The sequence below is a fragment of the Bacteroides eggerthii genome, from assembly GCF_025146565.1.
GTDB classification, from domain to species: Bacteria; Bacteroidota; Bacteroidia; order Bacteroidales; family Bacteroidaceae; genus Bacteroides; species Bacteroides eggerthii.
This window is the reverse complement of record NZ_CP102258.1, coordinates 3,544,913-3,559,357: the sequence shown is the minus strand read 5'-3', so window position 1 is coordinate 3,559,357 and position 14,445 is coordinate 3,544,913. Positions and strand designations below refer to the sequence as shown.

The window sequence follows — 14,445 nt, the reverse complement described above, 5'->3', positions numbered from 1 at the left end:
CTGTTTTTAAATTTCAATTCTTGTACAAATTAACCTCGTATTGCTAAAGTTGGTTAAATTGGTTGCCTATTTTATTTCCCTTTCTCTTTTTTTAGAGTAAAAAAGGATGCTTAGTCCAACCAAAGCCCTATATTTGCACCCACAAAACAGTGTAAGCCGAAAGTAAAAACAAATTTCAAATGCTTTTTACCGAATGGTATTCTGTTTTGTGCAACAAAATTAATGGAAATGCTCGGTACATTATTGATAACTTTGTTAATAGTTGCTATTTGCATTGTTTTATTGGGAGTAAAGGTCTTTTTTGTGAAAGGCGGCAAGTTTCCTAACGGACACGTTAGCGGCAATAAAGCGATGCGGGATAGAGGAATCGGGTGCGTACAGTCGCAAGACAGAGAGGCACAGAAGAAAAGCCGTTTCTCTATTGATGAACTGGAGAAAACCTTAAACGATAGTATGAACTAAATAAACTAAAAACAATATTTTTACAAATTATGAAGAGATTAAACTACCTCGTAAACGGTTTGGCAGCTCTTGCACTAATCGTTTTATTTTCTCAATGCGCTGGTAAAGCAGATAATCAAGCAGCAAATGCTTCAACACAAGCAGCCGGATTGTCCGGAATGAAAATCGCTTATGTAGAAATAGATACGCTTTTGGCTAAATATAACTATTGCGTCGATTTGAATGAAGCAATGGTGAAGAAGAGCGAGAATGTACGTTTGACTTTGAACCAGAAAGCCAAAGATCTTGACCGTCAGAAACAAGAGTTCCAGACAAAAGTTCAGAACAATGCTTACCTCACACAGGAACGTGCCCAACAAGAATACAACCGTATTGCTAAATTGGAGCAGGACTTGCAGAACTTGGGTAATAAATTGCAGTCAGAACTGATGAGCGAAAACGAAAAAAACAGTCTGCAATTGCGTGACTCTATCAATGCTTTCCTGAAAGAGTATAATAAAACGAGAGGTTATAGCATGATTATCAGTAATACTGGTTTTGATAATCTGTTGTATGCTGACAGTATTTATAATATAACTCGCGAAATCTTGGAAGGTCTGAATGCCAGATATTCATCTCCGGTTAAGAAATAAGGTGAAAAAACAAATTGCAGGATATTCAGTTAACTTGATAGTTTGTAATGAGTTAACTGAATACTAACCAATAAGTTAACATCATAAAGAAAGGAAGTTAATATCATGCTTGGCATGAAGTTAACTTCCTTTTTAGTTATATGTCTAATAATCTTTGGGAGGATTTGCAACACTGCAAAAAAGTCTTTTAGGACTTTCCTTCTGTTTATCTTTCAGCTTCTATTGTATAAGTAAAACTGTCTGCTCTGTAATAGCCTATATTATATTCAATAGGTATTTGGTTAATATCGTAAACAAAACGTTCCCGAATCAGGATGGGAGCTGTTGGTTTGATATCTAGTTTTTCTGCAATGGCCTCTCCTGCAAGTCTGGCAGAAATCTTTTCTTTACTTGTCTTTACAATAATGTTGTAGTCTTTTTCTAATAACTCATATAAAGGACGTGTGAAATCTTCTTCACCGGTTAAGGGGGTACTTGGGTTAAAGTAGGAGATGAAGTAAACAAATGGATACTCTTTCTTTCCTCGTACTCTTTCCAGTACGATACACTTAGGGGAAGTATTGGGAGTTATCTCAAAAAAGTTACAAATATCTTCTGTTGGTTTTTTCCGGCTAATGTGTAGCTCGAAATTGCGTATCTCTATACCTAGCATCTTCATTTCTTGAGAAAAACTCAACCAATTTTTTACTCCTCCCAAGATCCCTTTTTGTGCAACTTTTGTACCTACTCCTTTTTTACGTACCAACAAACCTTCGAATACAAGTTTGTTGATAGCTTGTCTTAGCGTATTTCGAGAAATATTCAGCTTTTGTGAAAGTTCTACTTCATTAGGCAGGTATTTGCCTGTTTTATATTCTTCAGAATCAATTAGATTGCGAAGGATCTCCTCTGCTTGTGCATGGAGGGGTTTGCTGCTATTGTGATCTATCTGCATAGTTATTTACCTTTATTTCCTTTTGCAATGATAAGAATAAAAAAAAAAATGCGCAAATCTTTTGTGATAATAATATATTCTATATATTTGCGCAAAATAATATATGTTCAAACAAAGTATTGTAATTCATGAGAAAATCAAATTATGACAAATTCCCTGTTACGATGATTAATGGTAATATTATGCAGGGATGGAGTGATATCCGTAGTGTTTTAGAGGGTAAGATAAAAGAAAATCGTATTCTTGCTGTTGATTGTTATACAGGAGTTTATGAGGATGAATTGGTGGGGGAACTGACAAAAATCTCCGCGCAAATAATATTGGTACGTGATTTGTATAAGTCGGAGAGTATGTTGATACAAATGACGGAGCGCTTTATGACAACCGATGTATTGTTTGGTTATGTAACAAATTTGTGCTTGACTGATTATTTTGATATGGAGAAATTGGACGCTGCAAGGAAAAAAATTGCAGAGTTGGATATTCCTGTCATTATAATAGGTACGGGTGCTGCTTTGGTTGCACCTGAAGCAACGTTGGTATATGCGGATATGGCCCGTTGGGAAATACAGCAGCGTTTCCGTCGTCATGAAGTGAAGGCTTTGGGTATTGATAACCGGGAAGAACCTGTCTCTTTGCAGTATAAGCGCGGATATTTTAACGATTGGCGTATTTGTGATCATTATAAAGATACGCTGTTTACGAAAGTTGATTTTTGGTTGGATACGCATATTGCCGGACATCCTAAAATGATTGATCGTGAAACATTCTTTTGTGGTATAGAGAAAACGGCTTCCGGACCTTTTCGTGTAGTTCCGTTTTTCGATCCGGCTCCATGGGGTGGACAGTGGATGAAAGATGTTTGTGATTTGGATCGTAGTAAGCAGAATTTTGGTTGGTGTTTTGACTGTGTTCCTGAAGAGAATAGCTTATATTTTGAGGTAAATGGAGTACGGTTTGAATTACCCTCTGTGGATTTGGTTTTATTGAAGAGTAAGGAAGTTTTAGGTGAACCGGTAGAGGCACGTTTTGGAAAAGATTTCCCAATCCGTTTTGATTTTCTTGATACAATGGGAGGGGGAAATCTGAGTTTGCAGGTTCATCCTACAACTCAGTTTATTCGTGACAATTTTGGCATGTGTTATACACAGGACGAGAGTTATTATTTACTTGATGCGGGAGAAGATGCTGTTGTTTACTTGGGTGTAAAGAATGGAGTAGATGGTAAGGCTATGATTGACGATTTGGAAAAGGCTCAACGTGGAGAAATTGTTTTTGATGCAGAGAAGTATGTAAATAAAATTCCCGCTCGCAAACACGATCATTTTCTGATTCCTGGCGGAACGATTCATTGTTCTGGTTCAAATAGCATGGTGCTTGAAATTAGTTCGACTCCAAACTTGTTTACATTCAAACTCTGGGATTGGCAACGCTTAGGATTAGATGGAAAGCCGCGCCCTATAAATGTGGAACGTGGTAAGCATGTTATCAATTGGAATAGAGATACAGACTATGTATATGAACGTTTGCGTAATCATGTGACTCGGATAGCAGAAGGCGAGGGCTGGATAGAAGAACGTACTGGATTGCATGAAAATGAGTTCATTGAAACACGTAGGCATCGTTTCACCGAACCGGTTCTTCATAGTACCAATAATAGTGTGAACGTGTTTAACTTGCTTGAAGGGGAAGAAGCTGTCATTGAAAGTCCGTCCGGAGCTTTTGAACCATTTGTTGTTCACTATGCGGAAACTTTTATTATTCCGGCTTGTGCAAAGGAATATACGATTCGCCCATATGGTAAAGCAGAGGGCAAAGAGTGTGTAACAATAAAAGCATACGTGCGTTTCTAAGTAATTTTAAAGTTTATTTCAAAGAAATCTAATATTATGTATGAACATGATAAACGTGTGGTATTAACGTTGGATGCAGGAGGAACAAATTTTGTTTTTTCTGCCATTCAGGGGAATAGCCAAATTATAGCTCCGATTAGTTTTCCATCTGTTTCGGATAACTTGGACAAGTGCCTTGCTAACTTACTGACAGGTTTCGATACTGTAATGAAGAAATTGGAAACTTTACCAGTTGCTATCAGTTTTGCTTTTCCTGGTCCTGCAGATTATAGGAATGGAGTAATAGGAGGAAATCTTCCTAATTTTCCTTCTTTTCGGAATGGAGTTGCATTAGGCCCTTTCCTACAACATCACTATGGGATTCCGGTATTTATAGAAAATGATGGTAACTTGTTTGCCTATGGAGAAGCCTTATCGGGTGCACTCCCTATGGTAAATCAGCAGCTTTCTATTTCAGGAAATACGCGTGAATATAAGAATTTGCTAGGAATAACCTTAGGTACCGGTTTTGGGGCAGGAGTGGTTATCAACAATTGTTTACTTAACGGTGACAATGGTTGTGGTGGGGATACATGGCTGATGCGTAATAAGAAATATCCTAATATGATAGCTGAAGAAAGTGTCAGTATTCGTGCGGTGAAGCGTGTCTATGCTGAGTTATCTGGCGTAAAAGATAAGAGCCTGACTCCCAAAGATATATTTGATATTGCTGAGGGAATAAAGGAAGGAGACCGGCAGGCAGCGGTGGCAAGCTTTGGTGAAATGGGAGAAATGGCGGGTAGCGCTATAGCCTCGGCACTGAATATTGTAGATGGTCTAGTTGTGATTGGAGGGGGATTGGCAGGAGCTTCGCGCTATATTCTCCCGGCATTGATAGCAGAACTGCGTTCCTCTGTTTCCATGTTCTCTGGAGAAACTTTCCCTTGTGTACAAATGGATGTTTATAATTGGGAAGATGAGGTTGAGAGAAAGGATTTTCTTGCTCCTTGCGATAGGGAGGTATACATTCCCGGTACGGAAATTAAGGTTCCTTATAATTATTCGAAACGAATTGCCGTATTGTGTAGTCGGGAAGGAACAAGCTGCTCTATCATGCGTGGGGCTTATGCATATGCATTGCAATCAATAGATAATTAACTATATAATGTAATTATGAAAACACTAAAGAAAAATTTGTTTATTCCGTTTGTTTTAGGAATAATGCTGTCTGTCATTATTGCTTGTAATGACGAAAGTGGAAGTGGAACTGCTCTCACATTGAGTTCTTATGAAGGAAAGGTGAAAATTGGTGATATGGCTTCTGTACAAATATCATTATCTGATCCGGAAAGTTTTTCTAAAATAGTTGTAAAGAAATCTATTTCGGGGAAAGAGGTGGTAGACTATAAAAAAGAGTTGAATGTAAAAGACATTGAATTCCCTTATACTTTCCGGGAAGAAGTCGTTGCAGGGGATGAAACTGGTGTAGTAGTTTATTCTTTCTATGGAATGAATGCTAACAATTTATTGGTAGATGCCTCGGATTTGGTACTTACAGTAGATTTGGCGGAAGTTCCTTTATTGCTGAAATATGACTGGAAATTGGTTCAGCAGATTATACAAGGAGAGGATTGGGCTACTCCGGATCTGAAAGATGATGTTTATCGCTTTAATCCGGACTTGACTTTAGAATGGGATTGGGGAACTGTATTCTCAGCAATAGGATTGGAGAAACTGAATGCATGTTGTTCATGGGATGTAGACCAGGCTGGAGCAAAAGTGGAATATCTGTACATGGTAAAGTATAGTGTTTTTAATACTGCTTCTCCGATGATAACAAAATATAAAGTAGTACAGTTGGCTGACAGGAAAATGATTTTGGAAAGCCATCAGAACCTCGCAGGGCTGGGACCGGATTTTTCAACGGATGAAGTTGTGATGGAAACCTATGAGCCTGTATCCAAGACTGATGATTTTACTCCTTATCGAGGAGAAAATCCTGATAATTATATCATAGATACTTGTAATCCGGGATCTTATAAATAAAAAAATATGAAAAACATGAATTTTATTAAAGCAATAGTTGTTTGTTCTTTCATGCTGTTGAGTGGAATCGTTTTGGCTCAGACTGGTATGAAAGACATAAAAGGTACGATTTGTGACGAAAGCGGTGAGCCAATAATTGGAGCTTCTGTCATTGTGAAAGGGACGTCTAATGGTACTATTTCCGATCTGGATGGTAAATTTACTTTGTCGGTATCCGATAAGGCAGTAATTGAAATCTCTTTTGTAGGCTATGAAACGCAGGAAATAAAAATGAATACGTCAAAAACGGATTTTAAGATTGTATTGCGTGATGATGCTGAACTCTTGGAAGAAGTTGTAGTGGTTGGATATGGTGTGCAGAAAAAAAGTGATTTGACTTCAGCGGTTGCTACGGTTAAATCTGACGAGTTGGCAGCCACATCGGTAACTTCTTTAGACCAGGGGTTGCAAGGACGTGCGGCTGGAGTGGTAGTATTGAATACGTCTGGTCAACCGGGTGCGGGGACGTCAATTCGTATTCGTGGTACTAGCTCTATCAATGGAAACAATGAACCGCTTTATGTTATTGATGGTATTCCTGTGATTAGCGATGCTTCTTCATTCAGTACGGGTGCTTTACAGAATCCTGCATTGAATCCGTTGACTAATATTAATCCTAATGATATTGAGTCAATTGAAATTTTGAAAGATGCTTCTGCCACATCCATTTATGGTGCACGCGGAGCAAATGGTGTTGTATTGGTAACTACGAAGCAGGGCAAGAGCGGTAAGCCGAAAGTTTCTATTGGTGCAAAGTTTACTTTGCAACAAGTGACAAAGAAGATGGATATGTTGAACTCTGTTCAACTGGCGGAATTAGCAAATGAGGTAGCCGATAACGATGGAGTAGAACGTAATCCTGTTTTTGCCGGTTTGAATAATCTGTCGAAAATCAATACAGATTGGCAAGATGAAATATTCCGTACAGCTCCGATGCAGAATTATGATATTTCAGTTTCGGGCGGTAATGATAAAACGACTTATTTCATTTCTGGTAATTTGTTGTTGCAAGATGGTATTATCATAGGATCGGATTTCGGTAAGGGAAGTTTCCGTGTGAATTTGAACCAACAAATCAATAAATGGTTAAAAGCCGGTATATCAACCAACTTGAGTTATAGTCGTTCGAACGGTGTAGTTACTAATGCAGAAGGAGGCTTTGCTTCTAGCGTAACCTCTTGGGCGCTTGAAATGAATCCGGGACTTCCTGTAAGAGATTCTGAGGGAAATTATACGTATGAAAATAACATGAAATCTCCCAATGTAGGTAATCCGGTCCAAGATGCTTTAGAGGCAAAGAATAGAAATACATCTTTCCGCACATTGGCAAACGCATTCTTGGAATATATGCCGATTAAGGATCTAACATTCAAGACTAGTATCGGTGTAGATTATTTCTATATCAAGGACCAATCTTTTGGAGCCGGAGAACTGAAGCGCGCAGAATCGAATGGTGGCTATGCGAATATAGGAAATCGTGATGGCTACAATTGGGTGTGGGAAAATACGGTTAACTATAATCAGACTTTTGGTGATCACACACTAGGCGTATTGGGTGGTATGACGGCCCAAGCATTCGTTTCCGAAAACTCATCTGTTTCAACAGCTGATTTTGAAGATGGGTTTTTAGGGTTCAATTCTATCCAATCAGGTGCATTGCGCCAAGCGGCAAATTCAGGAATTGCAGAATGGCAAATGCTTTCTTACTTGGCCCGTATCAACTATGGTTATAAAGGACGTTACTTGTTAACTTTGACCGGACGTGTTGACGGTTCTTCCAAATTTGGTAAAGGCAATAAGTATGGCTTTTTCCCCTCCGTTGCTGGCGCATGGAGAGTTTCAGAGGAGAACTTCATGAAAGAAATGAAAGCTGTTTCTAATTTAAAATTAAGAGCAAGTTATGGTATTGTGGGTAATGAAGGTATTCCCCCTTATAGCTCGCAAGGTTTGATGTATAATGCAGAGGCTTATTTTGGCAATACTGAAATAGTAAAGGGGCTTACTCCTTTTACATTAAGCAATCAAGATTTGAAATGGGAAACGACTTCTCAAGTTAATGTGGGTATTGATTTGGGGTTGTTTAAAAACCGACTGACATTGACTGCGGACTACTATTATAAAAAAACTCGCGATTTGTTGCTGACCATGCCGGTTGCTTTTAATACCGGTTATGATTCTGTAGTGAGCAATGTAGGTAATTTAATGAATCAAGGTTTTGAAGTGACATTGGGTGCAGTTCCGTTTGCTGGTAAGTTCAGTTGGAATATGGATTTTACACTTGGATACAATAAAAATGAAATCACCAATTTAGCGGGAAGTCAGGAAAATCTTAGAGGTAATTCCATTTTGGGTATCACTTATTGGACTGAAATAACCGAAGGCCAACCTATTGGAACTATTTACGGTTATAAAACCGATGGCATTGTTCAATTAGGCGAGGATTTATCCGGAATCCCATTTTTTGCAGGAAAAACATTACGTCATGGTGATCGTAAGTATGTAAATAAAAATGATGACAATGTTATTAATGAGGACGATTTGTTCATTCTGGGAAATGCCAATCCGGACTTTACTTTTGGCTTTAACAATACATTCAATTTTAAATTGAGAAATAACTCTTCATTAGGATTGACTGTCTATTTGCAAGGAGCTGTGGGGAATGAGATTGTCAACTTCAATAAGTTTTCTTTGGAGAGCTTCGATGGATACAAGAATAACTCTACTGCAGCTTTGAATCGTTGGACCCCTGATAATCCGACAAACTTATATCCTCGTGCAACAACCAAAACTGCGGGGAATATTTTGTCAGATCATTATGTAGAGGATGGTTCCTATCTAAGAATAAAGGATATTACGTTGAGCTATACTTTCCCGGCAAATATCATAAAGAAGTTCTATTGTGAGGGATTGACTATTTTTGCGGGACTAAAAAATATACATACATTCACTGACTATTCAGGATATGATCCTGAGGTGAGCCGTTTTGCGAACAATAATCTTTCAATGGGTGCAGACTATGGTTCTTATCCGATGTCTAAATCTTATGAATTTGGTTTAAGAATGAACTTTTAACTGAAATTTTATTATGAAAAAATATATATTAGCAGCTTTATTTTGTGGAACTTTTACATTCTGTTCATGCTCAGGATTTTTGGATGAAGTTCCCAAAGGACAAATTACGACTGAAAGTTATTATCGGACAGAACAGCATGCTATTTCTGCTACCAATGCGATTTATAATTATTTGATTATGGGGTATTCTCCAGGTGGTTTGTGGGACAAAAACTATGGTGGAGTTTTTTATAATGATTATTGGGTTCTTCAGGATTTGTTTTCTGATAATGCAAACAGCCAGCAGGCAAGTATTCAATACACGTCTGTTGACAACATGCAGATAGACCAATACAATGAACCGGTTGAGTTGCTTTGGCGGGATTTCTATCAGACCATTAAATGTTGTAATGTGGTGATAGATAAAGTTCCGGCTATTGATATGGACGATATTTTGAAGAAACATTTGATAGCAGAGGCTAAATTCTTTAGAGGAATGATGTATTTCGATTTGATTCGTATGTTCGGTGATGTTCCTCTACGAGAACATAACTTGGAGAGTGCAGACGAAGGATCGATGGTCCGGGTATCCAAAGACGAGATTTATAAATTGATCTTTGAGGATTTGATAACAGCTGAAACTGATTTGAAGTATTCACCAAGATATGGCGGTGGAAGACCTTATCCGGAGTCCGCGTCGGCATTATTGGCACGAGTCTATTTGACTTATGCAGCTGAGCACAATGATACTGAGTATTATGAACTTGCCGTTAAAAAAGCAGATGCTGTAATACCAAAATTCCCAATGTTGGAAAATTATGCAGATCTGTTCAAGATTAGTAATCGTTTTAATAGTGAAATTATATGGGGAGCAAATTTTAGCGCTTCATTGAGTGATGGTTGGGCTGGAGCTCAATTCTTGGTTCGATTGCTTCCTAATATGGATGGAGTGGATAATGCACAAGGTTGGGAAAGTGCAACGGAAAATTTATATAGCAGCTTTAATGCTAATGATGCACGTTTGCCTGTAGTCTTAAAACGTAGTGTTACTTATCAAGATGGAACCGTTAAACAGTTTGCAGAACCTTATGTATTTAAGTACTGGGATCAAGAGGCTGAGCCTAAAGGAAATAGTACAGATGCAATTTTCCCAGCTATCCGTACGGCAGAGATGTATCTGATTAAGGCTGAGGCACTGAATGCGATTAATCAAGGGCCAACGCCGGATGCAGTGAAAGCTATAAAGAAAGTGAGAGACAGGGCCGGATTGGCTTCCGACAATTTACCGACAGATTACGAGGGGTTCAAAAAAGTAGTGCTTGAAGAATATCGTCATGAGTTTGTAATGGAAGGACATCGTTGGTTCGACTTGACAAGAATGTGTACACCACAGGAGTTTGTGGATATCATCAAAGCTGCCAAACCGGATGCAACCCCGCAACTTTATCATGTAAAGTTCCCTATTCCGCAGCGTGAGAGAGATTTGTCACAAGGGCAAATAACTCAAAATGAGGGATATAATCAATAGTGTTAATTAGAATTATAAGTCGGAGATTATTTTCAATCTCCGACTTGTCCAAAAGAAGTACCATGAAAAAGATAATGATTTTTTCTTTGCTGTTTTCATTAGCGGCTTGCCGGGGAAATTCCGAACAGAAAGTTGTGGATCCGGTCGTTGAGTTTGATTCTGTTTTTTGTGAGAGGTTAATGCCCGGATTAGGTGGGGGAATCACCGGAGGGGACGGAAGTATATCAATCGACTTGAAAGACGGGCGTAGTTTGTTTATGTGGGGGGATTCTTTCTTTGGTGATGTTATAAACGACAAGCGGGCAAAAGACACAAAATTTGTAATAGGCAATACATTTACAATTATTGACAAGAATGGACAACTGAAAACTTTATATAGTGGAACAAAAGAAAATCCGTTGGCATTCATTGAGGCAGATCAAGATGGGAAGAGTCCGGTTTGGTACTGGCCCGGTCATGGATTTGTAGAAAACGGAATTCTTCATTTATTTATGTCTAAGTTCCATAAAGTCGGAGAAGGGTCTTTCGGTTTCGAATATCTGTGCTGTGATTATTTCCGTTTGGATGTGGAAACTATGAAGATTATTGATAAGGAAAACTTCAAGGCAGCCAATGAAAACAATGTACATTACGGGCATGCAGTACTTCCATATAAAGGAGAAATATATGTATATGGAACAAGGGCTGATGCTATGGGGATGGCAGAAGTACACGTATCAAAAGCAAAGCTGATAAATGATAAATTGGTGGACTTTTCTTATTGGGACGGAGCCGAATGGCAGACTGATGCCCGAAAATCACAAAGAATAGCAGGGATTACGAAAAGTGTTTCCGAGCAGTTTAATGTTGTAGAACTGGAAGAAAAGATAGCACTGGTATCACAAGACCGTTCGGGGAATGTGAAAGATATCTATTCCTTTATTGCAGACAAGCCGGAAGGACCATTTAGTAATGAAAAACTGCTTTATAAGGTGGAGGAGAGTGGCTTTGAGGTAGACAGTATGATGACCTATAATGCAATGGTACATCCTCAATATAGAAAAGGCGGTAAGGTTTTAATGTGTTATAATGTAAATACATATAGCATGACGAAATTGTTTGAGAAGGCTTCTTTGTATCAGCCTCGTTTTATATGGGTGCCGGTTGAGAAAATTGTAAAATAAAAGAGATAATAGGTATGACAAAAATAACTTTAAGAAAGATAGTGACTTCATTGATAGGGAGCATAATGCCCTTGGCAATGTTTGCTGGTCAAGATAATGTAGCTCCTCAGGCAAAAGTTTCAGTTTCGGATATATTGGGAATCGGATTCGAGGCGCGTAATTTGGTGGATGGTAAGGTTATGTATGCTAATGAGGGAGAGTGGGCATGCAAAGGAAGCGTGACCTCATGGGGAGTTATGCACTTACCATGGGCTCAATTGGACTGGGACAATGAAATAGATGTTGACCGGATAGTACTATATGACAGAGTATCGGAGTTGGAGCATCTTGCCGGGGGAACATTACACTTTAGTGATGGATCAAAAGTTAGTGTTACGGCAATCCCTAATGATGGAAGTCCTAAAGAAGTTTGTTTTCCATCTAAGAAAATAAAATGGGTTCGTTTTGAGGCAACTGATGGCGCAGGAAAAAATATAGGTTTATCCGAAATAGAAGTATTCCGAACTCGTGGCGAGAATACAGAATATGTAGAATGGGTAGATCCTTATATTGAAACGACAAGAGGGCGCTGGTTCTATTGCACTCCGGCAGCTCGCCCTTTTGGAATGGTGGCAGCGCATGCTTTTACCCGCAACAAAAACCAAGGTGGCGGCGGATATAATTATAACTTTAATGAGGTCTTAGGTTTCTCTCAAGTTAATGAGTGGATGGTGTCCGGACCGAATATAATGCCGGTATCCGGTGGAGTAAATCCGACTCAAGGAATGGATGGATGGAAATCGGAATTCAAGCATGAAAGTGAAATTATTCAGCCGGGGTATCATCGTCTGTTTCTTGACAGATATAAGACGTGGGTGGAATATACGGCAACTGATAGGGTGACATTTTATCGTTTGAATTATACATCTGACAAGAATGCCAAACTACTGGTAGATATAGGTAGTGTATTAGGTAATTGTTCTATGGATAAAGGGGCGTTATTGCGTATTAGTGATAAACGTATTGTAGGTGAATTTATGACGACCGAACGTTTCTGGGGAGGCCCAGACAGCCTTAAACTTTGTTTTGTCCTTGATTGTAGTGTTCCGATAAAGAAAATAGATGGATGGAGTGAGAAAGGAATCAATCCGGATGTAGAGGCTATTTCCGGTAATAATGCAGGTATGGTCCTTGATTTTGGAGAATTGGAAGGAAGTGAGGTGTTGTTCAAAATAGCACTTTCATATACGACTGTGGATAATGCCATTGAGAACTTGAATACAGAATTACCGCATTGGGATTTTGAAAAAATACGTAAAGATACGCGTGATATATGGAATGAAATGTTTGGCCGTATTGCGGTAGAAGGTGGAAGTCAAGCACAACACATAAAATTCTATACAGATTTGTGGCATGCCCTTTTGGGACGTCATAAAATTACTGATGTTAATGGTTATTATCCTGATTATACGGCAGGTCCGTATGTAAACAAACGTACTGCAGCACCGATGAAAATACGTCGTGTTCCAATGGATAAGACCGGAAGGCCAACGTTCAATATGTACGGCTTTGATGGCCTGTGGCTGACACAATGGAATTTGAATATATTATGGGGATTGGCTTGGCCGGAGGTTCTGGATGATTTGAGTGCTTGCTTGATACAATATGCGGACAATGGAGGCTTGTTGCCTCGTGGAGCCTGTTCAGGGGGATATTCATTCATCATGACAGGATGTCCGGCTACAAACATGCTGGTAAGTACATATATGAAAGACCTGATGAAGAAAACCAAGCCTTCTCATGCATATGAAGCAATTAAACGTAACCATGCTCCGGGAGGAATGATGAGTTATGAAAGCGCAGATGACTTGAAATTTTATGTTAAAAAAGGATATTGTCCCGGCAATGCGGGTAAAACATTGGAATGGGCTTTCCAAGATTGGGGATTAAGCCGTATGGCATTGCGTATGGGAAAGAAATCTGATGCGGCATTATATGAGAAACGTTCTCGTGCCTGGACTCCGTTATTTAATAAAAATATAGGATTGATTCTTCCCAAAAAGGAAAATGGAGAATGGTTGCATACCGATCCGTTGAACGGGCAAGGATGGGTTGAAGCTAACGCATGGCAGGCCACGTGGTCGGTTTCCCATGATTTACCCAAACTGGTTGAATTAATGGGAGGTGGAGACGCGTTTTGCGAAAAACTAAATTATGCATTTAAACAAGCGCGTCCGACTGATTTTGTACATGCTTATAGTGGAGGATATGTAAGCTATGCTAACCAACCGGGGTGCTCTAATGCGCATTTGTTTACTTATGGCGGACAGCCATGGTTGACCCAATATTGGGTACGTCAGGTTAAGGAACATGCTTATGGTGGCATCACTCCGGATAAAGGATATGGAGGACATGATGAAGATGAAGGACAGATGGGAGCTGTAAGTGCATTAATGTCATTGGGGTTGTTTAGTGTTACTGGGACAGAGTACGATAGTCCCTATTATGATATAACTTCCCCTATATTTGACAAGATTACGATAAAGCTGAATAAAGATTATTATTCAGGTGATGAGTTTGTAATTAATGTACATAATAATTCTGCCGATAATTGTTATATCCAGAAAGCTGAGTTGAATGGTACGGACTGGATTTATGCACAACTCGACCATGTGGACTTTGCAAAAGGAGGGACTCTGAATTTGTGGTTAGGAAATATGCCCAATAAGTCATGGGGTAAACTTAAATACTTGGGTTTTAAAACTAATAAATGATCAGT

10 protein-coding genes are annotated in these 14,445 nt (G+C 39.0%); 9 read left to right on the top strand and 1 reads right to left on the bottom strand.

The window, feature by feature from the left end; all coding sequences use genetic code 11:
- Positions 1–228 precede the first annotated feature (228 nt).
- The gene (locus NQ546_RS14690; RefSeq protein ID WP_021939834.1) at positions 229–462 is read left to right on the top strand and encodes a hypothetical protein; all 234 of its coding nucleotides are present in this window, start codon (positions 229–231) and stop codon (positions 460–462) included.
- A gap of 29 nt (positions 463–491) precedes the next feature.
- Positions 492–1,094, top strand: a complete 603-nt coding sequence (locus tag NQ546_RS14685) for an OmpH/Skp family outer membrane protein (RefSeq protein ID WP_004290290.1) — start codon at positions 492–494, stop codon at positions 1,092–1,094.
- Between the two features lie 205 nt (positions 1,095–1,299).
- On the opposite strand, the gene NQ546_RS14680 is transcribed toward NQ546_RS14685, so the two are convergent.
- Complete coding sequence (locus NQ546_RS14680; protein WP_004290291.1) at positions 1,300–2,028, bottom strand: GntR family transcriptional regulator; 729 nt, start codon at positions 2,026–2,028, stop codon at positions 1,300–1,302.
- 128 nt (positions 2,029–2,156) lie between these two features.
- On the opposite strand from NQ546_RS14680, the gene NQ546_RS14675 reads away from it, so the two are divergent.
- From NQ546_RS14675 to NQ546_RS14645, 7 genes are all read left to right on the top strand, one after another.
- The gene (locus NQ546_RS14675; protein WP_004290292.1) at positions 2,157–3,881 is read left to right on the top strand and encodes a class I mannose-6-phosphate isomerase; all 1,725 of its coding nucleotides are present in this window, start codon (positions 2,157–2,159) and stop codon (positions 3,879–3,881) included.
- A 36-nt stretch (positions 3,882–3,917) separates the two neighbouring features.
- Positions 3,918–5,018 carry an ROK family protein gene (locus tag NQ546_RS14670; RefSeq protein WP_004290293.1) on the top strand — a complete coding sequence of 367 codons (1,101 nt, stop codon included), beginning with the start codon at positions 3,918–3,920 and terminating at the stop codon, positions 5,016–5,018.
- A gap of 15 nt (positions 5,019–5,033) precedes the next feature.
- Positions 5,034–5,906 carry a hypothetical protein gene (locus NQ546_RS14665; RefSeq protein WP_004290294.1) on the top strand — a complete coding sequence of 291 codons (873 nt, stop codon included), beginning with the start codon at positions 5,034–5,036 and terminating at the stop codon, positions 5,904–5,906.
- Positions 5,907–5,912: 6 nt separating this feature from the next.
- The gene (locus NQ546_RS14660; RefSeq protein ID WP_004290295.1) at positions 5,913–9,017 is read left to right on the top strand and encodes a SusC/RagA family TonB-linked outer membrane protein; all 3,105 of its coding nucleotides are present in this window, start codon (positions 5,913–5,915) and stop codon (positions 9,015–9,017) included.
- A gap of 13 nt (positions 9,018–9,030) precedes the next feature.
- Positions 9,031–10,524, top strand: coding sequence for a RagB/SusD family nutrient uptake outer membrane protein (locus NQ546_RS14655; protein WP_004290296.1), 1,494 nt, complete (start codon positions 9,031–9,033; stop codon positions 10,522–10,524).
- 62 nt (positions 10,525–10,586) lie between these two features.
- Entirely contained in the window at positions 10,587–11,687 is a 1,101-nt protein-coding gene (locus tag NQ546_RS14650) for a DUF4185 domain-containing protein (protein WP_004290297.1), read from the top strand.
- A gap of 14 nt (positions 11,688–11,701) precedes the next feature.
- A complete protein-coding gene (locus NQ546_RS14645) occupies positions 11,702–14,440 on the top strand; it encodes a GH92 family glycosyl hydrolase (RefSeq protein WP_004290298.1) in 2,739 nt (912 codons plus the stop codon).
- Positions 14,441–14,445: the final 5 nt, after the last annotated feature.